The organism is Mycolicibacterium monacense (genome assembly GCF_010731575.1).
GTDB classification, from domain to species: domain Bacteria; phylum Actinomycetota; class Actinomycetes; order Mycobacteriales; family Mycobacteriaceae; genus Mycobacterium; species Mycobacterium monacense.
The window spans coordinates 242,193-262,357 of sequence record NZ_AP022617.1; the positions used below are offsets into that span (position 1 = coordinate 242,193).

The window sequence follows — 20,165 nt, forward strand, 5'->3', positions numbered from 1 at the left end:
ATGACAGAGCGTCACCCGGTGGTCGTCGGCATCGACGGATCCCGGGCCGCACTGGACGCGGCGCTGTGGGCGGTCGACGCGGCGGTCGGCCGCGACACCCCGCTGCGGCTGCTGTACGCCATCGAACCGGCCGACCACGATGTCGCGGCGGCGGCGCGTGGACTCGCCATCGCGGACCTCGCCGTGCGCGATGTGTTCACCGCCATCCAGGCGACCGAGCGTCCGGTTCGCATCGAGGTGGAGATCGTGCAGGACAGCGCTGTGCGGGCACTTGCGTCGGCGTCCCGGTCGGCGGCGCTGGTGTGCGTCGGCGCGGTCGGTCTACAGGACGCCATCCCGGGCCGTATCGGCTCCACCGCCGCCACGCTGGCGCGTTCGGCGCACTGCCCGGTGGCGCTGGTGCGCCACAACACCGACGGCTACGTCCTGGCCGAGGTCGAGGACTGGTCCGACAGCGGCGCCGTGCTGCGCCATGCGGTCGACGAGGCGCTGCTGCGCCGCGTTCCGCTACGGGTGTTGACGCCGGGCTCGGAGTCGGCGCGAGCGCCGGCGGCCCGCACCCTGGACGGCTGGCGACGACGCCATCCCGATCTCGAGATCGACCTGTTGACCAGCGACGACGGGGTTGTGGACTTTCTGGCCGGTGACGCAGGCCGGGTGCAGCTCGTCGTCGTCGGTGCTGAAAGAGCGCGCGGCCCAGGCGAGTTCACCGACCCGCGCGGACGGTCGGTGCTGCGGGAGGCCGGATGCACGCTGCTCACTTGCCATCGGCAGCATCGGTTGTGAGACTGTCGACCATGGTCAGGGTCTTTCTCGTCGACGATCACGAGGTGGTGCGTCGCGGGCTCATAGACCTGCTGAGCGCCGATCCCGAACTGGACGTGGTGGGCGAGGCCGACTCGGTGGCCTCGGCGCTGGCCCGCATCCCCACCCTGCAACCCGACGTCGCGGTCCTCGACGTGCGGCTGCCCGACGGTAACGGCATCGAACTGTGCCGCGACCTGCTGTCCCGGCTGCCCGACCTGCGGTGCCTGATGCTGACTTCGTTCACCTCCGACGAGGCGATGCTCGATGCGATCCTGGCCGGGGCCAGCGGATTCGTCGTCAAGGACATCAAGGGGATGGAGTTGGCGCAGGCGATCAAGGACGTCGGGGCCGGCCGTTCGCTGCTGGACAACCGCGCCGCGGCGGCGCTGATGTCCAAGCTGCGCGGCGACGTCGAACGCTCCGATCCGCTCTCGGGACTGTCCGCCCAGGAGCGGGTGCTGCTCGACCTGCTCGGGGAGGGTCTGACCAACAAGCAGATCGCCGCGCGGATGTTCCTGGCCGAGAAGACGGTCAAGAACTACGTGTCCCGGCTGCTGGCCAAACTGGGGATGGAGCGGCGCACCCAGGCCGCGGTGTTCGTATCGAAGCTCGACCGCCCCGGGCAGCGTGACAGCTAGGTTGGCGGGATGACCGAGCCGATCGGTCCCGACGAGCCGCGCGGGCCGGGTCCGCTGCGCGACACGCTGTCGGGGCTGCGGCTGCGCGAACTGCTCACCGAGGTGCAGGACCGCATCGAGATGATCGTCGAGGGCCGCGACCGCCTCGACGGCCTGGTCGACGCGATGCTCGTCGTCACGGCGGGCCTCGAACTCGACGTCACACTGCGCACCATCGTGCACACCGCCATCCAGCTCGTCGATGCCCGCTACGGCGCGCTCGGGGTGCGCGGGCACGGCCACGATCTCGTCCAATTCATCTACGAGGGCATCGACGACGGCACCCGCGACCTGATCGGGCACCTCCCCGAGGGGCGCGGCGTGCTCGGCGTGCTCATCGACGATCCGCGCCCGATCCGGCTCGACGACATCCGCCACCACAGCGCGTCGGTCGGGTTCCCGGCCAACCATCCGCCGATGCGGACGTTTCTCGGTGTGCCGGTGCGGATCCGCGACGAGGTGTACGGCAACCTCTACCTGACCGACAAGGTCGGCGGGCAGCCGTTCACCGAGGAGGACGAGGTGCTCGTGCAGGCGCTCGCCGCCGCGGCGGGTATCGCCATCGACAACGCCCGGCTCTACGAACAGGCCAGGGCGCGGCAGGCGTGGATCGCCGCGACGCGCGACATCGCCACCGAGATGCTCTCCGGAGCCAGCCCGGCCACCGTGTTCCGCAGGGTGGTCGATCAGGCGCTGACGCTCACCGGCGCGGACGGCACGCTGGTCGCGGTGCCCGGCGACACCGAGGCCCCACCCGACCAGGTCCACGACCTGGTGGTGGTCGAGTCCGCGGGAATGTTCACCGGTGCCGCGGTCACCGTCGCGCTCGACGAATCCCCGATCGGGCTGGCGTTCCGCAAGCGCACCCCGGTGCGGGTGGACCGGCTCACCCTGGGATCGGCGGAATGCGGTGCGGCCCTTGTGCTTCCGCTTCGCGCCGCCGACACGGTCGCCGGTGTGCTGGTGGCGGCGCGGGTTCCCGGCGCCCAGGAGTTCACCGCCGAACAACTCGACGTGACGGCCGCGTTCGCCGACCAGATGGCGCTGGCATGGCAGCTGGCGAGTTCGCAGCGTCGCATGCAGGAACTCGAGATCCTCACCGACCGCGACCGCATCGCCCGCGACCTGCACGACCACGTCATCCAACGGCTGTTCGCGGTCGGTCTGTCGCTGCAGGGCACCTTGGCCCGGGTGCGCGACGCCGACGTGCAGCAGCGGTTGGCGGGCAACGTCGACGACCTCCAGGCGGTGATCCAGGAGATCCGCACCACGATCTTCGACCTCCACGGCGGTTCGTCCGGCGCGACCCGCCTGCGCCAACGCCTCGACGAGGCGATCGGGCAGTTCGCCGGCGCCGGGTTGCACACCACCGCGCAGTTCGTCGGACCGCTGTCGGTGGTCGGCGCGACGCTGGCCGACCATGCCGAGGCGGTGGTGCGCGAAGCGGTCAGCAACGCCGTCCGGCACGCCAGGGCGACCGAGTTGACGGTGCGGGTCACCGTCGCCGACGACCTGTGCATCGAGGTGGCCGACAACGGCTGCGGCATCGACGGGTCGATCACCGAGAGCGGCCTGGGCAACCTGCGCGCGAGGGCCGAGGACGCCGGCGGCACGTTGACCCTCGGTGAGAGCGCCGGCGGCGGAACGCTGCTGCGGTGGTGTGCTCCTCTGGCGTGATCAGTCCGGCAGCGGGCGGCGCGGGGTGGCGGGCAGTGCGACCGCGTCGCGGGGCAGCCAGCCGACGCGCAGCAGCATCTGCGGATGCGCCTGCACTTCGAAGATCTCCTCGCGCAACGTCGCCCGGGTCGCGGCGATCTCCAGCGGTTCGGTGACCGGGCAGCTGGCCAGTCCGATCGACGTCGCCGTGAGCAGGACGACGCTGGTGGCCTCCCCGGCGCGCAACCGGGCCGGCGCATCGTCGTCGCGGGTGCCCAGGGCCAGCACCGCCGCATTGTCGGCATCGTCGGCGGAGCCCGACGGCTGCGCCATGGCGGTGCCGGCGAACACCCGTGGCGGTACCGCCGCGGCGGTGTCGGCGGGCGGAATGTTGGTCGCGGGCACCCCGGCCACCGACCCGTGCCTGCCGGTCCACGCGGTGAGCTCGCGCAGATAGGCGTCGTCGTGCAGGTGTTCGCGTACCGCCAGGTCCACCGCGGCGCGCAGACCGGTCAGCGACTCCACCCGGCGCAGCGACACTCCGAACCGGGCTGCGCGTGCCCCCATCACGGCGATGTCGGCGGGGGAGACCTCACGGCTGCTGTAGCGTCGGCGGTCGGTGCGGCGGCGCGGGATGGCCGCGGCGAGCGCCAGCTCCTGACTGGTCGGTGCCTGCGGCGAAAGCGTCAGCACCGCAAGGTGATTCGTGTCCGACGGATCGGGGAACCGCTGCACCCGCGCCTGCCAGCCCAGCGCCGCGAGCGCGACGACGGCGTGGTGCAGCGTCGCGCCACAGCTGAGCAGGAAGTCGCGACCGTCGGGGTCGATGTGACGCAGATGCAGGCGGGGTACGGCGAACAGATCCAGCCGGTCGGCGCCGACGTGCCAGCGCCACGGCTGGCTGTTGTGCACGGACGGGGCCCGCACGGCCGACGCCAGTGCCGCCCGCAGCGTGTCCGCGTCGGGAAAGCTGGTCACCCTCCCAGGTTCACGCGGCGGGCGGCGCGTCGGTAGGGCACAAAGGCCCGAACGCGTGATTGATCGGGAAGACGCCGGGTAGTCACCCGAGTATGTCCACACGCCTCGTGATCACCGGAGCCAGCGGAAACGTCGGAACCGCCCTGCTGCAGCGGCTCGCCGATGCCGGGGGCTACACCGTCACCGGGGTGACCCGCCGCAAGCCTCCCGAGTCCGGCATCTACCGCTCCGCGCAGTGGCGTCAGCTCGACCTGGCCGAACACGACGCCACCACCAGGCTGCAGGCCGTGATGGGCGACGCCGACGCCGTCGTCCACCTCGCCTGGGGGTTCCAGCCGACCCGCAACGTGCAGTACCTCGACGCCGTCGGTGTCGGGGGCACCCGGGCGGTGCTGCGCGCCGCCGACGTCGCCGGCGTCGGCCAGCTGGTGCACATGTCGTCGGTGGGCACCTATGCCGCCGGGCGCTACGGGCAGTACGTCGACGAGACCTGGTCGACCGCGGGTATCGACACCTCGCCCTACAGCCGCGCGAAGTCCGCCGCCGAGGCGCTGCTCGACGACTACGAGCGCAGCCACCGCGACGGTCTGACGATCGCGCGGATGCGGCCCGGGTTCATCGTGCAGCGCAGCGCCGCAGGGGGTTTGCGTCGTTACACGCTGCCCGCGTTCATCGAGCCGCGGTGGCTGCGGTTCCTGCCGGTGCTTCCGCTCGACCGCGGCCTGGTCGTGCCGATCATCCACGCCGACGACGTCGCCGACGCGATTGCCCGGACCGTCGAGCGCCGCGCTGCGGGACCGTTCAACCTGATGGCCGAACCCCCGGTGCGCCGTGACGATCTCGCCGAGGCCCTCGGTGCGTATCCGGTGCACGTGCCGTCGAGTCTGCTGCGTCCGGCGGTGGCGCTGTCGTGGCGGGCGCGGCTGCAACCGATGGACGAGGGTTGGCTGGACATGGCGTTCAGCGTGCCGTTGCTCGACACCGGCCGCGCGCAGTCGGAGCTCGGCTGGAAGCCGGTCCGCACGTCGATCGAAGCCCTCGTCGACATGGGCGAGGGGTTCAAGAACTGCGCCGACACCGAGAGCCCGGTGCTGTCCTACCGGGGCCCGCTGACCAGCGTGCTGCGGGATCTGCGCGCCGGCCCGATCACCGACCGCAAAGTCCCGTGATTTCGGCGTGCGCAGTCGCGTCCAGCGCGACCGCGCACGCCGAAATCGCTACTTGCCCTGCTTGACCTTCGCCATCGCCAGCACGTCGAGGCGGCGGTCGAGTTCCTCCTCGGAGAGCTTGTCGCCGATCAGCCCGCGGTCGATGACCGTCTGGCGGATCGTCTTCTTCTCCTTGAGCGCCTCCTTGGCGACCTTGGCCGCCTCCTCGTAACCGATCGCCGAGTTCAGCGGCGTCACGATCGACGGCGACGACTCGGCCTGCTCACGCATGTGCTCCTCGTTGGCGACCAGGCCGTCGATGCACCGCTCGGCGAACAGCCGCGACACGTTGGTCAGCAGCTTGAACGACTCGAGCAGGTTGCGCGCCATCATCGGGATGTACACGTTGAGCTCGAACGCGCCGGCCGCGCCACCCCATGCGACGGCGGCGTCGTTGCCGACCACCTGGGCGGCGACCTGCGTGACGGCTTCGGGCAGAACGGGATTCACCTTGCCCGGCATGATCGAGCTGCCCGGCTGCAGATCCGGCAGCTGGATCTCGGCCAGGCCGGTCAGCGGGCCCGAACCCATCCAGCGGATGTCGTTGGCGATCTTGGTCAGCGACACCGCGATCACCCGCAGGGCGCCGGACGCCTCGACCAGCCCGTCGCGGGCGGCCTGCGCCTCGAAAGAGTCCTTGGCCGTGGTCAATTCGCCCAGACCGGTCTGGTCGACGAGCACCTCGACGACCTTGGCGCCGAAACCGTCGGGCGCGTTGAGCCCGGTGCCGACGGCGGTACCGCCGATGGCCAGCTCACCCAGTCGGGGCAGCGTCGCCTTGACCCGTTCGATACCGGCCTCGATCTGACGGGCGTAACCGCCGAACTCCTGGCCCAGCGTCACCGGCACCGCGTCCATCAGGTGGGTGCGGCCGGACTTCACGACCGTGCGCCACTGCCGCGCCTTGCCGGCCAGCGATTCGTGCAGCACCTCGAGCGCCGGGATCAGGTGGCGCACAGCGGCTTCCGTCGCCGCGATGTGAGTGGCCGTCGGGAACGTGTCGTTGGAGCTCTGCGACATGTTCACGTCGTCGTTGGGGTGGACGGTCACGCCGTTCGCCGCCGCGATCGAGGCGATGACCTCGTTGGTGTTCATGTTCGAGCTGGTGCCCGAACCGGTCTGGAACACGTCGATCGGGAACTGGTCGTCGTGACGCCCGTCGGCGATCTCGGCGGCCGCGGCGATGATCGCATCCGCCTTTTCGGGAGCGAGCAGGCCGAGATCCTTGTTCACCTGCGCGCAGGCGCCCTTGAGCAGTCCCAGCGCGCGGATCTGGGTGCGCTCGAGGCCGCGGCCCGAGATCGGGAAGTTCTCGACGGCGCGCTGGGTCTGCGCCCGCCACAGCGCATCCTTGGGCACCCGGACCTCGCCCATGGTGTCGTGTTCGATGCGGTACTCGGTGTTCTGGTCGACAGCGCTGTCGGCGGTCATGGATGCCCTTCTGATCGGTTACGGCAGGGGATAGGCGGCGTTGCTGTCGCCGGTGAAGTCGACAGCGGAGTACTCGTTGAGCTTGGACAGCCGGTGGTAGGCCTCGATCATGCGGACCGTGCCGGACTTCGACCGCATCACGATCGACTGGGTGGTGCACCCGCCGCCGCTGTAGCGCACACCCTGCAGCAGGTCGCCGTCGGTGACGCCGGTCGCGCAGAAGAACACGTTCTCGCCCGACACCAGATCCTCGGTCTTGAGGACGCGATCGATGTCGTGGCCGGCGTCGATGGCCTTCTGGCGTTCCTCGTCGTCCTTGGGGGCGAGCTGGGCGTGGATGGCGCCGCCCATACAGCGGATGGCGGCGGCGGTGATGATGCCCTCGGGGGTGCCGCCGATACCGGCCAGCATGTCGGTACCCGAATTCGGCCGGCACGCCGAGATCGCACCCGCGACGTCACCGTCGGAGATCAGCCGGATGCGGGCGCCGGCGTCGCGGACGTCGGCGATGAGCTGTTCGTGACGCGGCCGGTCGAGGATGCAGACCGTCACGTCGCGCACCGACAGCCCCTTGACCTTGGCCACGGCGCGCACGTTCTCGCCGATCGGCGCGGTGATGTCGATGGCGTCGACGGCGTCCGGACCGACGGCGATCTTGTTCATGTAGAACACCGCCGACGGGTCGAACATCGCGCCGCGCTCGGCCACGGCGAGCACCGAGATCGCGTTCGGCATGCCCTTGCTCATCAGCGTGGTGCCGTCGATGGGGTCGACGGCGAAGTCGCAGTCCGGCCCGTCGCCGTTGCCGACCTCCTCGCCGTTGTAGAGCATCGGCGCGTTGTCCTTCTCGCCCTCGCCGATCACCACGACGCCGCGCATCGACACCGAGTTGACCAGTTCGCGCATCGCGTCGACCGCTGCGCCGTCGCCGCCCTCCTTGTCCCCGCGCCCCACCCAGCGGCCCGCCGCCATGGCGCCGGCCTCGGTGACGCGGACGAGTTCGAGGGCGAGGTTGCGGTCGGGGGCTTCTCTGCGGCGCGATGAGCTGCTTGCGCGAAGAGCATCAGGGTCAGCTGGCATGCGCAGATTGTCCCAGAAGCCGATCACCGTCGGGAGGCTGGGATACTGGCTGTCATGACCGTCGACCCCGGCCAGCCGGAACCGCCCCCGCAGGAGTGGTCCGGGCCGGCGCCCAAGGAGGCCAAACCGCGGGTGCTGCAGGACGGCCGGGACATGTTCTGGTCGCTCGCCCCGCTGGTGGTGGCGTGTGTCGTGCTGGCGGGTCTGCTCGGGATGTGCTCGTTCCAGGGCCGCGGCCCGACGGAGGGTCCTGCACCGGCCCACGACGCGGCGTCGGCGCTGCAGGCCGACGCCGACGCACTGAAGATCCCGATCCGGCTGCCCGCGCTGCCCGACGGTTGGCGGTCGAACTCCGGCGGCCGGTCGGGCATCGAGGGCGGCGCCGCCGACCCCGGCACCGGGGCGCCCACGCGTGCGGTGGTCTCGCGGGTGGGCTACCTGGCGCCGAGCGGTAAGTACCTGAGCCTCACCCAGAGCAACGCCGACGAGGACAAACTCGTCGAGTCCATCAGCCCCGGCCTCATCCCGGCCGGTGCACAGGATGTCGACGGCGTGAGCTGGGTGGTCTATCAGGGCGGCGAAGGGGTGGAGCCCGTGTGGACCACACGGCTGCCCGGCAACGTACAGATCGCGATCACCGGGGCGGGCAGCACCGACGAGTACCGCACGTTGGCCGCCGCGACCCAGAAGCAGCAGCCACTGACCCCGAGGTAGGCGCATGACCGCACGCAACCCCGATGTCGCCGCCGGGGCGGCTCCGGCCGCAGACCTGAGCGGCTGGACCGCCGAACCCTTCACCGCCGCCGGCTACACCCACGACGTGTACCGCAAGGGCGACGGACCCGGTGTCGTCCTCATCCCCGAGATGCCCGGGCTGCACCCGCACGTGCTGGCGCTGGGCAACCACCTGGTCGACAACGGGTTCACCGTCGCCGCACCTTCGCTGTTCGGCACGCCGATGAAACCCCCGCTCGGACCCGGCGCGCTGCCCGTCCTGCTCAAGGGCTGCGTGTCGAAGGAGTTCGCCGCGTTCGCCACCAACGCCGACCGCCCGGTGGCGCACTACCTGCGGGCCCTGGCCCGCGACCTCAACGCCCGCACCCCGGGCAAGGGCGTCGGCGTCATCGGGCAGTGCTTCACCGGCGGCTTCGCGCTGGCCGCCGCCGTCGACGACAGCGTGCTCGCGCCGGTGCTCAGCCAGCCGTCGCTGCCGCTGCCGGTCACGCCCAAGCACAAACGCGACCCCGGCCTGTCCGAAGGTGAACTGCGGACCATCGAGCGGCGTGCCGCCGAGGACGGGCTGTGCGCGCTGGCCCTGCGCTTCAGCAAGGACTGGATGTCGCCGGCCGAGCGGTTCGAGACGCTCAAGGCGCGGTTGGGCGATGCGTTCGAGGTCATCGAGATCGACTCCGCCAAGGGGAATCCGCACGGAATCTCGCCGACCGCGCATTCGGTGCTGACCGACCAGATCCGCGAGGTCGACGGCCACCCCGCCTACGAGGCCCGCAAGCGCGTCGTCGAATTCCTCACTCAGCGGCTGGTCGAGGCGTAGCCACCGGCCTGCGGCGGCGCACCAGGTTCGTGATCGCGCGCACCCACGCCGGTTTGCCGGGCGGTCTCGTCTCGACGTCCTCGTCCTTCAACAGCGGGACACCTTTGTAGACCGCGAGGTACACGCTGATCGTCGTGACGATGATGATCATCAGCACCGGCCCCAGCACGATGCCCCAGAAGCCGAACATCGCGATGCCGGAGAACACGGCGAGCAGCATCAGCGCCGGGTCGAGGCGGGCCGCCTTGGGCACCAGCATCGGACGCAGGACGTTGTCGATGTTCGTGACGACGAGCAGGTGGAACGCGACCACGAACACCCCGCCGATCACGTTGCCGAACAACGCCATGCCGATTCCGAACGGAATGCTCAGGATCCCGCTGCCGAGCGGGATCACCGACAGCGCGCTGAGCACGATGGCGAAGAAGAAGAAGCCGTCGTGGAAACCGGCGACATAGATCGATATGGCGCCGGCGACGCCCTGGCACAGCGCGATGACGAACTGACCCTTGACGGTCCCTTTCACCATCGCCCCGGTCTTGGCCAGGTACAGGTCGGTGATGTCCTCGCCGAGGGGGTTGAGCCTGCGGATCAGCGTGCGGATCTTGTCCCGGTTCACCAGCAGCGAGATGAACACGTAGAGAAAGATCACGGTGGCCGCGAGCGCGCCGAGCACGCCCCCGACCGCACCCTGCAACACCCCGAGCAGCCATTCGCCCACGCGCTGCGACACCGTGACCACACCGTCGCGCAGTGTGTCCGGGGTGAGCCGGAAGTCGAGGAAGGGCACCTTCTCGATGAGGTCGTTGGCGAACGTCATCGCCCGGTCACCCAGGGTGCTGACATCGGTGGTCGCCATCCACTGGTTGACGGTGGTGACCATCTGGGTGATCTGCACGATCGCCAGGAACACCACCAGGGTGGCCGGGATGATCACCGTCAGCATGGCCGCCAACAGCGTCAGCGTCGCCGACAGCCCGGTGCCGAAGCGGCGCCGCAGCCGCTCGTAGAGCGGGGCGAACAGATACGCGCCGACGGCGGCGACAACGATCAGGATGAAGAACCCGCGCAGGAAGTAGGCCCCGAACGCCACGGCCAGCAGCGTGACCACGCTGAGCGCACGCTTCTGGGTGGTGGTGAAACCGGTTTCCACATCACCGGACACGTCGTCGGACACGCGGTCTACCCGGTGCCGACGGTCTGTGCCCGCTGCCCGGCCCGCTGTTCGGCGACGAACCGCGCGGCCATCCGCTGCATCAGCCCGGGCGCGAGCCTCGCGAAAACCCATGCGGCGTGGGCCTGCCGGGGTTTGACCAGCACGGCCTTGTTGCGCTGCACGGCGCGCAGGGTGTCGCGCGCCAGCCGGTCGGCGTCGTAGGGGGCCTTGACCCGCTGGCCCTGCAGGTAATAGTCGCGACCGACGAACCCGCCGACGGCGCCCTTGTCGAGGATCGGCGTCTCGACCGCGGCCGGGCAGACGGCGAGCACCCCCACACCGTGTGCGACGGCCTCCGAGCGCAGCGCCAGTGACAGGCCGACGACCGCGTGTTTGGTCATCACATAGCTGGTGATCAGGCCCGCGGCGGTGAGGCCCGCCATCGAGGCGGTGTTGACGATGTGGCCGTGCCCCTGGCGGATCATCTGGGGGTACGCCGCGGCGACTCCGTGCACCACGCCGCGGATGTTGATGTCGATGATCGCGTTCCACTGGTCGAGGGTCAGCAGTTCGGTGTCACCGCCCCAGGAGATACCCGCGTTGTTGAACATCAGGTCCAGTCGACCGGCGCGCGCCACCACCTCGTCGACGGTCCGCTGCACCGCGGCGGCGTCGGTGACGTCCAAGGGAGACCAGCGGGCGCCGAGCCCACGCGCGGTCGCCTCGGCGGCGTCGGCGTCGATGTCGGTGCACAGCACCTCGGCCCCGGCCGCCACCAGTGCCCGGCACAGTGCGGCGCCGATGCCCGAACCGGCGCCGGTGACGATCGCCTGCCTGCCCGCGAAGTCCATTTATGCCCCCGCGAGTTTCATGACGTGGCTGAGGATGTCGGGATACCTCTTGAGGTGGGCCCCGCCGTTGAGGTCGAGTACCTCCCCGGTCATCCACGAGGCACCGGGTGAACAAAGGAACGCCACCGCGGCGGCGACGTCCTCGGGTTGCCCGGCCCGGCCGAGCGGGGTGTTCTCGAGGTACTCCTCGACCACACCCGGCACGCTGGCCGCGGGATCGGTCAGCGGCGTGTGCACGAAGCCGGGGGCGACGGCGTTGACCCGGATGCCGCGCGGCGCCATCTCCAGCGCCGCCACCTGGGTCAGCATCGAGAGGCCGGCCTTGGCGGCGCAGTACGCGCTCATCCCGGAGGCCGGCTGGCGGCCGTTGAGCGACGAGATCTGCACCAGCACACCACCTTCGCGAAGCTGCCTGCCGGCGTGTTTGGCGACGACGAAGCCTCCGGTCAGGCAGACGTCGACGACCTCGCGGAACTGGTCGACCGGCATGTCGGTGATGAGGCCGACGTTGCTGAACCCGGCGCAGTTCACCACCGCGTCGAGGGGGCCGGTCTGGTCGAAGACGCGCTGCACCGACGCCTCGTCGGTGACGTCGGCGTAGGCCGATGTGTGGGGTTCGCCGAGGGTGGCGGCACGCTCACGGGCGCCGTCGGCGTTGCGGTCGGCCAGGACGATGCGGAAACCGTCGGCGGCCAGCGCCCGGGCGGTCGCCCAGCCGATACCCGAGGCGGCGCCGATCACGACGGCGTTGCGGTTGATGGTCACAATCACTCAAACTAGAACAGGTTTCAGGCGCCGTCGTCGAAACGCACCATCTCAGTGGCGCACGCAGCGGAAGCCGATGTGGCTCATACCGGTGTCGACGGGTTGCGGGCGCCGCGCCGCGGGACGGTAGCGGGCGCAGTACGAGTCGGCGCAGAGGAACGACCCTCCCTTTACAACGCGGCGCGGCACCGGGAACTGCGGCTGGGCCGGGTCGTAGCTGTCCTCGGCGCAGCACGCGGAACCACCGGTGTCGGTGTACCAGTCGGTGGTCCACTCCCACACGTTGCCCGCCATGTCGTACAGCCCGTAGCCGTTGGGTGGGTAGCTGCCGACGGGGGCGGTGCGGCCATAGCCCCGGTCGGGACGCCAGGGGAACTCGCCGTGCCAATAGTTGGCGAGCTTGTGCCCCGGCCCCTCGGGCTCGTCGCCCCACGTGTAGCCGGCGCGGGACAGCCCGCCCCGAGCGGCGACCTCCCATTCCGCCTCGGTGGGTAGTTCCAGCCCTGCCCATGACGCATATGCCTCGGCGTCGTCGTAGGCGACGTGCACGACGGGGTGGTCGGCTCGGTTGACGATCGAGGAGCCCGGCCCGATCGGGTGGCGCCACGACGCGCCTGGCGTCCAGTACCACCACTGGCTCAGGTGACGCAGATCGACGGGTCCGGCGGTGCGGCGGAACACCATCGACCCCGGTTGCAGATTCTGTGCCGGCGCGTCGGGATAGTTCGCGGGGTCGAGGGGGCGTTCGGCGACGGTCCGGTAGCCGGTGGCGTCGACGAACGCGGCGAACTCGGCGTTGGTGACCGCATGTGCCTGGATCCAGAAACCGTCGACGGTCACGTCGCGGGCCGGCGCCTCTTCGGGGTAGTGCCGGTCGGAACCGATCGTCGCGCTCTGCGCGGGAATCCGGACGAGGTCTTCAGTCACCGAAGATGGTCGCCCAATCGTTTCTCATGCTCACGACCGTCCACCCCCAGGCGTCGGCATGCGCCAGCACGCGTTCGGCGCCTGCGGTGTAGGCGAATTCGCGATCGGCATCGTCGTGCAGGATCAGCAGCCGCAACGCCGCCGCCCCGGGGCGCCCGCCGTACTGCAGCATCTCGTCGTCTCCGTTGGAGTTCCCGGCGGACAGAACGGGTCTGCGGCCGATCCGGTTCCAGATGCGCACGGGCTTTTCGGGCCCGTCGTCGAAGACGTCGAGCGCGGGCTGGATCAGCAGATCCCCGTGGCCGTCTCGGCCGTCGAACTTCAGTCCCTGGGAACTGCCGACCACCCGCTCGGGCGGGATTCCGTAGATGGTGCTGGTGATCGGACGCATGAAGTCGCGGCCACCGCCCGAGACGATGTAACAGGTGAAGTCGTTGTCCTCCAGATAGCGCAGCAGGTCCACCATCGGCACGTAGGTGCAGCGTTGGTAGGGCCGGTTCAGCGTCGGGTGGGTTGCCTCGGCGAAGAAGTCCGCGACCAGTGCGGCGTGATCCTCGACCGACATCGACTGGTGCAGCGACATCACCGCCTCGGCGAGGATCGTCAGGTCGGAGTCGTAGCCCTGATAGTGGTTCGTGATGGCATTGCCGAACCATCTCAGGTCGCCCGCGCTGGCCGCCTGATACGGCTGCCGGGACGCCAAAGTGCTTTCGGCCGATGCTCTTTCGGCAAGCCGGCGGACGATGAAGTCGAGCTGTATGTACATCGGCTTCTCGCACCACAGCGTGCCGTCGTTGTCGAACACCGCGACGCGCTCCTCGGGTGGGATGTCGGCGGCTGCCCGGTTGACGAAATCGACGATGGCGGACTGCGTGGGCCCGTCGGTCCACGTGTCGAGCATCAGCCGCCTCGGGTGGACAGGAACTTGTTGAGCTCATCGACCGCGTGGTCGATGGTGAAGGACGCCGGTTCCTGGCGCGGCGGGAACTCCTTGAACGTCTCGAGGAACTGAGTCGCGATCGCAGATCCGTAGAGCACCAGGTAGATGCGGTCGATGACCCAGTCCCAGTAGGTGTTCGACGTGATGTCGGCGCGCTCGTACGGATCGGTGCGCAGGTTGAACAGTTTCGGCGCCCGCAGCGGGGTGAACGGCTCGAACCAGATCTGCAGGGTTCCCTGGCAACGCTGCTCCTGGAAGACCACCTTCCAGTTCTCCGCGCGGATACCGAGTACGTCGCAGTCGTCGGAGAAGTAGATCATTCCGCGGCGCGGGCTCCTGGCCACCTCGCCGGTCAGATAGGGCACCAGGTTGTACCCGTCGATGTGCACCTTGTAGGTGATGTCCCCGATCGTGTGCCCGGCTTTGAGCTTGTCGACGATGTCGGGGTCACCGGCGGCGGCCAGGAAGGTCGGAAGCCAATCGTGATGCTGCACAATCTCATTGGACACACTGCGCGGTTCGATCTTGCCGGGCCAGCGAATGAGTTCCGGGATCCGGAAAGCGCCCTCCCAGTTGGTGGCCTTCTCGCTGCGGAACGGTGTGGTGGCACCGTCGGGCCAGCTGTTGGCGTGCGGGCCGTTGTCGGTGGAGTAGATGACGATGGTGTCGTCGGCGATACCCAGTTCGTCGAGCAGGTCGAGTAGCTGACCGACGTTGCGGTCGTGGTCGATCATCGTGTCGTGGTACGGCGACTGCCAGCGCCCGGCTTGTCCCAGGCTCTCCGGCTTGGTGTGCGTCCGGAAGTGCATGTGCGTCATGTTCATCCACACGAAGAACGGGGTGCCGGTCCCGTGCGCACGGGTGATGAAATCAACACAGGCGTCCGTGGTTTCGTCGTCGATGGTCTCCATCCGCTTCTTGGTCAGCGGTCCGGTGTCCTCGATGCGCTGCTTTCCCGCCGGGCCGTACCGGTCATCGACTTCGTCCGAATCCTCCTCGGTGGCCCAGGAGTGGATGACGCCGCGCGGCAACAATGCCCGACGCATCACCGGTGCCTCCTCCTCGGTCGGGTAGTCGGCGTTCTCGGGTTCCTCCTCGGCGTTGAGGTGGTACAGATTGCCGAAGAACTCGTCGAACCCGTGGGCGGTCGGAAGGTACTTGTTGAGGTCACCGAGGTGGTTCTTGCCGAACTGCCCGGTGGCATAACCCAACGGTTTGAGCAGCTCGGCGATGGTCGGGTCCTCCTTCTGCAGTCCGATGTCGACGCCGGGCATCCCGACCTTGCTCATGCCGGTGCGGTAGACGCTCTGGCCGGTGATGAACGACGACCGGCCCGCGGTGCAGCTCTGCTCGCCGTAAGAGTCGGTGAAGAGCATGCCCTCGTCGGCGATCCGGTCGATGTTGGGTGTGCGGTAGCCCATCATCCCGCGGCTGTAGCAACTGAGGTTGCTGATCCCGATGTCGTCACCCCAGATCACGAGGATGTTGGGCTGTCCGTTCGGCATGTGCAAGGCCCTTTCTTGAACTGTGCGGCCGAGTTCGGGAGGCGGGAGTGTCAACCCTTGCGGAGAAACACCTCGAGTCGACGACCGCTTGGTCGATGGTGAAGCCACCGGGCTCCTGTTGCGGAGGGAACCGCATGCCTTCGGCGGCGATGCGGTCGATGTCGGGTGCACCGCCGGGTACAGCGGCTCCCTTGCCTTTGCGTAGGTTCCGATCGTAGAAGTGCCGCATCGCGCCGTCTCGGCTATCACTCAACCGTCACTTTTTTGCGTGTCCGAGTGCCCGCACGGCGCTGGACCGGCGACAATCCCAAGCATGCTCGCCGTCGACCTGCTCACCCGTGTCGGGCTGGCGACCGTGCTGGGCGTGGCGATCGGACTCGAGCGGCAGTGGCGCTCGCGGATGGCCGGCCTGCAGACCATGGCTTTGGTCAGTACGGGCTCGGCGCTGTACCTCATCCTGGGTGCCTACAGCTTCCCCGACGCCGACCCGACCCGGGTGGCCGCGCAGATCGTCTCGGGGATCGGTTTTCTCGGCGCCGGCGTGATCATGAAGCAGGGCCTGTCGGTGACGGGGCTCAACACCGCGGCCACGCTGTGGTCGACGGCCGCGGTGGGGGCGCTGGCCGGCGCCTGGCTGTGGCGGGAGGCGCTCGCCAGCGCGGTCATCGTGGTCGCGGTCAACCTGGCGCTGCACCCGCTGGCGGAGGCGATGGACCGCCGCAAGAACTGGGGCGGCAGGGAGCATCCGCCGGTGCACTATCTGCTGACGGTGGTCTGTCGCGAAGACCACGACACCGATATCCGGGCGTTGCTCGTGCAGGCGGTCATCGACTCCCACCTGCAGTTGACGTCGTTGCGGTCGGTCGCCGCCGACGGGGGGAAGCTCCAGATCGCGGCCGGGGTGTCGGCGCTGGCGCGCGACGACGCGGTGCTCGAGAAGATCGTCGGAGTGCTCGCGGTCGACGCGCGGGTGACCTCCGTGCGGTGGAACATTCCGGAAGAAGAGGCGAGCGGCCTCGCACGGCCGTAGGCGTTATACGGGCCGCAGTCGATATCAATTCGTAGCGTTTTTGCGCCGCGCGCCGAATAACAGGAAACGGCGCTGTGCATGTGGCGGCGTGGTTCACTTCATTTAAGAACTCAGATGCGCTCGGAGGTGCGGGGATGGCGAAACGCGACAAGGGGGACGCCGGAAATGGCGATTCGCAGATCGCCATCAATTCGCGGGTATTGGTCCATCCGGGAACCGATCATGAAAAGCGCGGCGTCGTCGTCGAGGATTTCGCCGACGTCGCGGGGAAAGCGGTCGAGATCGGTGAGCACCACATCGCCGACGCCGCGCGCCGCTGGGCGGTCTCACTCGACGACGGTGGTCTGGAGTTCGTCGACGACGGCGATCTGACCGCCGACACCGGGGCGAGCTGACCGGCGGGATCAACCCGCCGGCGGTGTGGTCCGCACCGCTTGTACGGCAGGGTTTTCCGCTCCGTCGGCCTTCATCTTCTCGTACAGTTCGACGTAATACGGCAGGCAGGCTTGCATCGCCTGCTCGGTGGTGAACAGCGGGCGGTAGCCCAGATCCCGTTCCGCCTTCGCGATCGAGAAGTGGTTGTCGAGGTAGATCCGTTCCACGCCAAGCGGTTCCAGCAACGGTTTGGGCAGCCCGAAGCGGAAGTGCAGTTGCTGCCAGACCGTCATCACGAAGTGCACGAGCCGGCCCGGCACCCGCAGCCGGGGATAACGCTCACCGCACGCCTCCACGACCGGGCGGGAGAACTCGAACATGTTGACCGGCTCCCCGTCGTTGATGAAATACGCCTGACCGGGTGCCGTGCCGCCGGGCACCAGGTGTTCGGCGGCGAGGATGAAACCGTGAATGAGGTTGTGCACGTACGAGTTGTCGAGTTTGACGTTCTTGCTCCCGACGAGAACCTTGACGTGTCCGGCCAGGACAGATTCGAACACCTTGCGGAACATCGTCTGATCGCCGCGGCCCCAGATGCCGCTCGGCCGGATCGAGCACGTCAGCATTCCGTCGATCCCGTTCTGCGCCAGGACGTACTTCTCCGCGGCCACCTTGGTCTCGGTGTAGAGGTCGTTGAACCGGTCGGTGTAGGGCAGGGTCTCGTCGCCGGCGACGATCGGCTGTCCGCCCATCACCACGCTGTTGGACGCGGTGTAGACGAACCGCTTCACCCCGGCGGCGCGGCCCGCACGCACGAGGTTCTCGGTGCCTCCGACGTTGACCGCGAAACTGCGGCGGCGGTACTCGTCGGTGACCGACGCCCCGCCCATCAGGTCGATGATCGCCGCGGTGTGGAAGACGGTGTCGACGCCGGCGACCGCGGCGGCCACCGTCTCCGGATCGCAGATGTCGCCTTCGAGCGTCTCCAGCAGCGGATGGGGCGGCAGCGGGGAGGGGGCGCGGTCGAACGAACGCACGTGGTGGCCGCGCTCGAGCAGTTCGGTCACGAGATTCGCGCCGACGAAGCCGGACCCACCGGTCACCAGCACGCGGCCCAGTTCTGTGGTCAGCGTTGCATCAGCCATGGCGCGACTATAACTGAAACGTGTTCTAGTTCAGAACCCCTTGGTCGGATTTCGGTTGCCGAGTCAACCGTCGTCGGCGTCCCGCTCGCCGAGCGCCGTTTCGATGCGCTGACGAGCTCCGGCTAAGTGCTCCTCGCAGCATCGGGCCAGCTCTTCGCCGCGTTCCCACAACTTCAGCGACGCATCCAGATCGAGACCGCCCTGTTCGAGCTGCTGCACGACGGCGATCAGTTCGTCGCGCGCCTCTTCGTACCCCATCTCACTAATGGGCTTCATCGGTCCCCTCACTCACCGCGGTGATCGCGCCGTCGGCCACCCGGATGCGCAGGCGCGTACCCGCCGGCGCATCGGCAGTCGTCCGCAGAACGTTCGTATCGGGCATGGTCTGTACGACCGCGTAGCCACGAGCGAGTGTGGCGGCCGGACCGAGCGTCGTCAGCCGGGCGGACAGATGGCCCACGCGTTCGGATTCCACCGTCACCATCCGGCGCACGTCGCGACGGGCCGCGGCCACGGCGCGGTGCACCTCGTCGGCGCGCGCATCGATCGCCTGCAGCGGACGGGCCAGCACCGGGCGGCTGCGCAACTGGTCGAGGTGGTGCTGTTCGCGGTGCACCCACTGGCGCAACGCGCGGGCGCTGCGCCGGCGCAGGTCGGTGACGAACGCCTGTTCGGCGGCGGCGTCGGGTACGACGCGTTTGGCCGCGTCGGTCGGGGTGGCCGCGCGCAGGTCGGCGACCAGGTCGCACAGCGGGTTGTCCGGTTCGTGGCCGACCGCGCTGACCACCGGGGTCGTGCAACTCGCGATCTCCCGGCACAGCGTCTCGTCGGAGAACGGCAGCAGATCCTCGACGCTGCCGCCGCCGCGGGCCAGCACGATGACGTCCACACCGGGGTCGCGGTCGAGTTCGCGAAGCGCGCCGACGATCTGCGGCACCGCGTTGGGGCCCTGCACGATGGTGTTGCGGACGGCGAAGCGGACCGCGGGCCACCGGTTGGCCGCGACGGTCATCACGTCCCGTTCGGCATGGCTGGCGCGGCCGGTGATCAGGCCGATCGTGCCGGGCAGGAACGGGATGGGCCGTTTGAGCCGGGGATCGAACAGGCCCTCGGCGTCGAGCAGCCGACGCAGGCGGTCGATGCGGGCCAGCAGTTCGCCGATGCCGACCGCGCGGATCTCGCTGATCCGCAGGCTGAACGAGCCGTTGCGGGTGTAGAACTGCGGTTTGCCCAGCACGATGACCTGGGTGCCCTCCGACAGCGGCACCGGCGCGTTCGCGACGAGGTCGCGCGGGCAGCTCACCGACAGCGACATGTCGGCGGCCGGATCGCGCAGAACCATCCAGGCCGTCGTCTGGCGGATCTTGAGCTCGGTCAGCTGGCCCTCGATCCACACCATGCCGAGCCGGTCGATGTACTTGGCGACACGGGTGGCCACAGCCCGGACCGGCCAGGGATTCTCAGGGGATTTGCCCTGGTCGTCGGCCGGGGTGGTCACTTCGCGGTGGCGCGGGTGATCCGGTTCGCCAGCAGGGTCTGGAACGGCGCGCGTGACCGGGTGGCGCCCTCATAGGCGAGCAGCGCCTCGAGGTCGTCGACGCTCAGCGACGGCAGCCGCGCGCGCAGCTGTGCCAGGGTCAGCGACTCGTAATCCAGTTCGGTGACGATCGCCGGGGTCTCGGACGCGGCCGAGGCCTGCCGCGTGCCGGTGTCCCCGGTGTCTGTGGTCTCCGGCTCACCGGTGGAGAACAGTGCGAAGCGCCCCTCGGTGCGCCGCTCCCCGTCGGTGGCTGGCGCCGCGCCGTCGTCCTCGTCGAACGTCGCCCACTCCGGTTGCTCGTCCTTGGGCGGGAAGAGGTTCTCCAGCGTCTCGTCACCCTTGTTGACCAGGTCGGCGAGGTTCTGCTGGAAATGGATCACGATGCTGGCGACCTGACTGGCCACCGTCATCGGATACATCAGGATGGTGTGTGGCAGCTTGCGGGTTTCCTCGACCGCGGTGACGGCGGCGCCGACCAGCAGACGAACCCCATAGGGTGCGGTAGCCATGCCGACAGCCTACGGCTGGGCGGACGGTGGCAT

21 protein-coding genes are annotated in these 20,165 nt (G+C 69.1%); 8 read left to right on the forward strand and 13 right to left on the reverse strand.

All coding sequences use genetic code 11. The features are described 5' to 3' along the window. From G6N49_RS01175 to G6N49_RS01185, 3 genes are read left to right on the forward strand one after another with little or no spacing between them, the layout of a single operon-like run. Nucleotides 1-786, forward strand: coding sequence for a universal stress protein (locus G6N49_RS01175; protein ID WP_083045225.1), 786 nt, complete (start codon nucleotides 1-3; stop codon nucleotides 784-786). Nucleotides 787-797: 11 nt separating this feature from the next. Then, nucleotides 798-1,445 carry a hypoxia response regulator transcription factor DosR/DevR gene (dosR, locus tag G6N49_RS01180; RefSeq protein ID WP_011768347.1) on the forward strand — a complete coding sequence of 216 codons (648 nt, stop codon included), beginning with the start codon at nucleotides 798-800 and terminating at the stop codon, nucleotides 1,443-1,445. 9 nt (nucleotides 1,446-1,454) lie between these two features. Next, nucleotides 1,455-3,161, forward strand: a complete 1,707-nt coding sequence (locus G6N49_RS01185; protein ID WP_083045224.1) for a sensor histidine kinase — start codon at nucleotides 1,455-1,457, stop codon at nucleotides 3,159-3,161. Here the strand turns inward: G6N49_RS01185 and G6N49_RS01190 are convergent, their stop codons facing one another. Further along, a complete protein-coding gene (locus G6N49_RS01190; protein WP_083045223.1) occupies nucleotides 3,162-4,118 on the reverse strand; it encodes an Acg family FMN-binding oxidoreductase in 957 nt (318 codons plus the stop codon). A 92-nt stretch (nucleotides 4,119-4,210) separates the two neighbouring features. On the opposite strand from G6N49_RS01190, the gene G6N49_RS01195 reads away from it, so the two are divergent. Then, entirely contained in the window at nucleotides 4,211-5,287 is a 1,077-nt protein-coding gene (locus tag G6N49_RS01195) for an NAD-dependent epimerase/dehydratase family protein (protein WP_011561501.1), read from the forward strand. A 48-nt stretch (nucleotides 5,288-5,335) separates the two neighbouring features. Here G6N49_RS01195 and G6N49_RS01200 read toward each other — a convergent pair whose 3' ends face one another. After that, entirely contained in the window at nucleotides 5,336-6,757 is a 1,422-nt protein-coding gene (locus tag G6N49_RS01200; protein ID WP_011856697.1) for a class II fumarate hydratase, read from the reverse strand. An 18-nt stretch (nucleotides 6,758-6,775) separates the two neighbouring features. Beyond that, on the reverse strand, nucleotides 6,776-7,837 hold the full coding sequence (glpX, locus tag G6N49_RS01205) for a class II fructose-bisphosphatase (protein WP_064872885.1): 1,062 nt from the start codon (nucleotides 7,835-7,837) through the stop codon (nucleotides 6,776-6,778). A 54-nt stretch (nucleotides 7,838-7,891) separates the two neighbouring features. Here glpX and G6N49_RS01210 point away from each other — a divergent pair, with 54 nt between their 5' ends. Further along, complete coding sequence (locus G6N49_RS01210; protein ID WP_011856695.1) at nucleotides 7,892-8,551, forward strand: DUF4245 domain-containing protein; 660 nt, start codon at nucleotides 7,892-7,894, stop codon at nucleotides 8,549-8,551. A 4-nt stretch (nucleotides 8,552-8,555) separates the two neighbouring features. Then, nucleotides 8,556-9,389, forward strand: a complete 834-nt coding sequence (locus G6N49_RS01215; RefSeq protein WP_011856694.1) for a dienelactone hydrolase family protein — start codon at nucleotides 8,556-8,558, stop codon at nucleotides 9,387-9,389. On the opposite strand, the gene G6N49_RS01220 is transcribed toward G6N49_RS01215, so the two are convergent. Genes G6N49_RS01220 through G6N49_RS01245 form a run of 6 tightly spaced genes read right to left on the reverse strand, consistent with a single transcriptional unit; the run spans nucleotide 9,364 to nucleotide 15,533 of the window. After that, on the reverse strand, nucleotides 9,364-10,542 hold the full coding sequence (locus tag G6N49_RS01220) for an AI-2E family transporter (protein ID WP_041925371.1): 1,179 nt from the start codon (nucleotides 10,540-10,542) through the stop codon (nucleotides 9,364-9,366). The genes G6N49_RS01215 and G6N49_RS01220 overlap by 26 nt on opposite strands. Nucleotides 10,543-10,571: 29 nt before the next feature. Then, nucleotides 10,572-11,396 carry an SDR family NAD(P)-dependent oxidoreductase gene (locus tag G6N49_RS01225; protein ID WP_011856692.1) on the reverse strand — a complete coding sequence of 275 codons (825 nt, stop codon included), beginning with the start codon at nucleotides 11,394-11,396 and terminating at the stop codon, nucleotides 10,572-10,574. Then, complete coding sequence (locus tag G6N49_RS01230) at nucleotides 11,397-12,167, reverse strand: SDR family NAD(P)-dependent oxidoreductase (RefSeq protein WP_011856691.1); 771 nt, start codon at nucleotides 12,165-12,167, stop codon at nucleotides 11,397-11,399. A 45-nt stretch (nucleotides 12,168-12,212) separates the two neighbouring features. Further along, on the reverse strand, nucleotides 12,213-13,088 hold the full coding sequence (locus G6N49_RS01235; RefSeq protein ID WP_064872871.1) for a formylglycine-generating enzyme family protein: 876 nt from the start codon (nucleotides 13,086-13,088) through the stop codon (nucleotides 12,213-12,215). Further along, nucleotides 13,081-13,989: an HAD family hydrolase gene (locus G6N49_RS01240; RefSeq protein ID WP_064872869.1), complete on the reverse strand. Its 909-nt coding sequence runs from the start codon at nucleotides 13,987-13,989 to the stop codon at nucleotides 13,081-13,083. Before G6N49_RS01240 ends, G6N49_RS01235 begins: the two co-directional genes overlap by 8 nt. Next, nucleotides 13,989-15,533 carry an arylsulfatase gene (locus G6N49_RS01245; protein WP_064872867.1) on the reverse strand — a complete coding sequence of 515 codons (1,545 nt, stop codon included), beginning with the start codon at nucleotides 15,531-15,533 and terminating at the stop codon, nucleotides 13,989-13,991. Before G6N49_RS01245 ends, G6N49_RS01240 begins: the two co-directional genes overlap by 1 nt. A gap of 313 nt (nucleotides 15,534-15,846) precedes the next feature. Here G6N49_RS01245 and G6N49_RS01250 point away from each other — a divergent pair, with 313 nt between their 5' ends. Then, a complete protein-coding gene (locus G6N49_RS01250; RefSeq protein ID WP_011561489.1) occupies nucleotides 15,847-16,563 on the forward strand; it encodes an MgtC/SapB family protein in 717 nt (238 codons plus the stop codon). A 134-nt stretch (nucleotides 16,564-16,697) separates the two neighbouring features. Then, a complete protein-coding gene (locus G6N49_RS01255; RefSeq protein ID WP_221222670.1) occupies nucleotides 16,698-16,958 on the forward strand; it encodes a hypothetical protein in 261 nt (86 codons plus the stop codon). A 9-nt stretch (nucleotides 16,959-16,967) separates the two neighbouring features. Here G6N49_RS01255 and G6N49_RS01260 read toward each other — a convergent pair whose 3' ends face one another. The 4 genes from G6N49_RS01260 to G6N49_RS01275 form a co-directional block, all read right to left on the reverse strand. After that, nucleotides 16,968-18,083, reverse strand: a complete 1,116-nt coding sequence (locus tag G6N49_RS01260) for a 3-beta-hydroxysteroid dehydrogenase (RefSeq protein WP_064872866.1) — start codon at nucleotides 18,081-18,083, stop codon at nucleotides 16,968-16,970. 63 nt (nucleotides 18,084-18,146) lie between these two features. Continuing rightward, the gene (locus G6N49_RS01265; RefSeq protein ID WP_064872864.1) at nucleotides 18,147-18,359 is read right to left on the reverse strand and encodes an exodeoxyribonuclease VII small subunit; all 213 of its coding nucleotides are present in this window, start codon (nucleotides 18,357-18,359) and stop codon (nucleotides 18,147-18,149) included. After that, complete coding sequence (gene xseA / locus G6N49_RS01270) at nucleotides 18,346-19,581, reverse strand: exodeoxyribonuclease VII large subunit (protein WP_064872862.1); 1,236 nt, start codon at nucleotides 19,579-19,581, stop codon at nucleotides 18,346-18,348. The genes G6N49_RS01265 and xseA overlap by 14 nt, the downstream gene beginning before the upstream one ends. Then, nucleotides 19,578-20,132, reverse strand: a complete 555-nt coding sequence (locus G6N49_RS01275) for a lipid droplet-associated protein (RefSeq protein WP_011856682.1) — start codon at nucleotides 20,130-20,132, stop codon at nucleotides 19,578-19,580. Before G6N49_RS01275 ends, xseA begins: the two co-directional genes overlap by 4 nt. Between the last annotated feature and the right edge of the window lie 33 nt (nucleotides 20,133-20,165).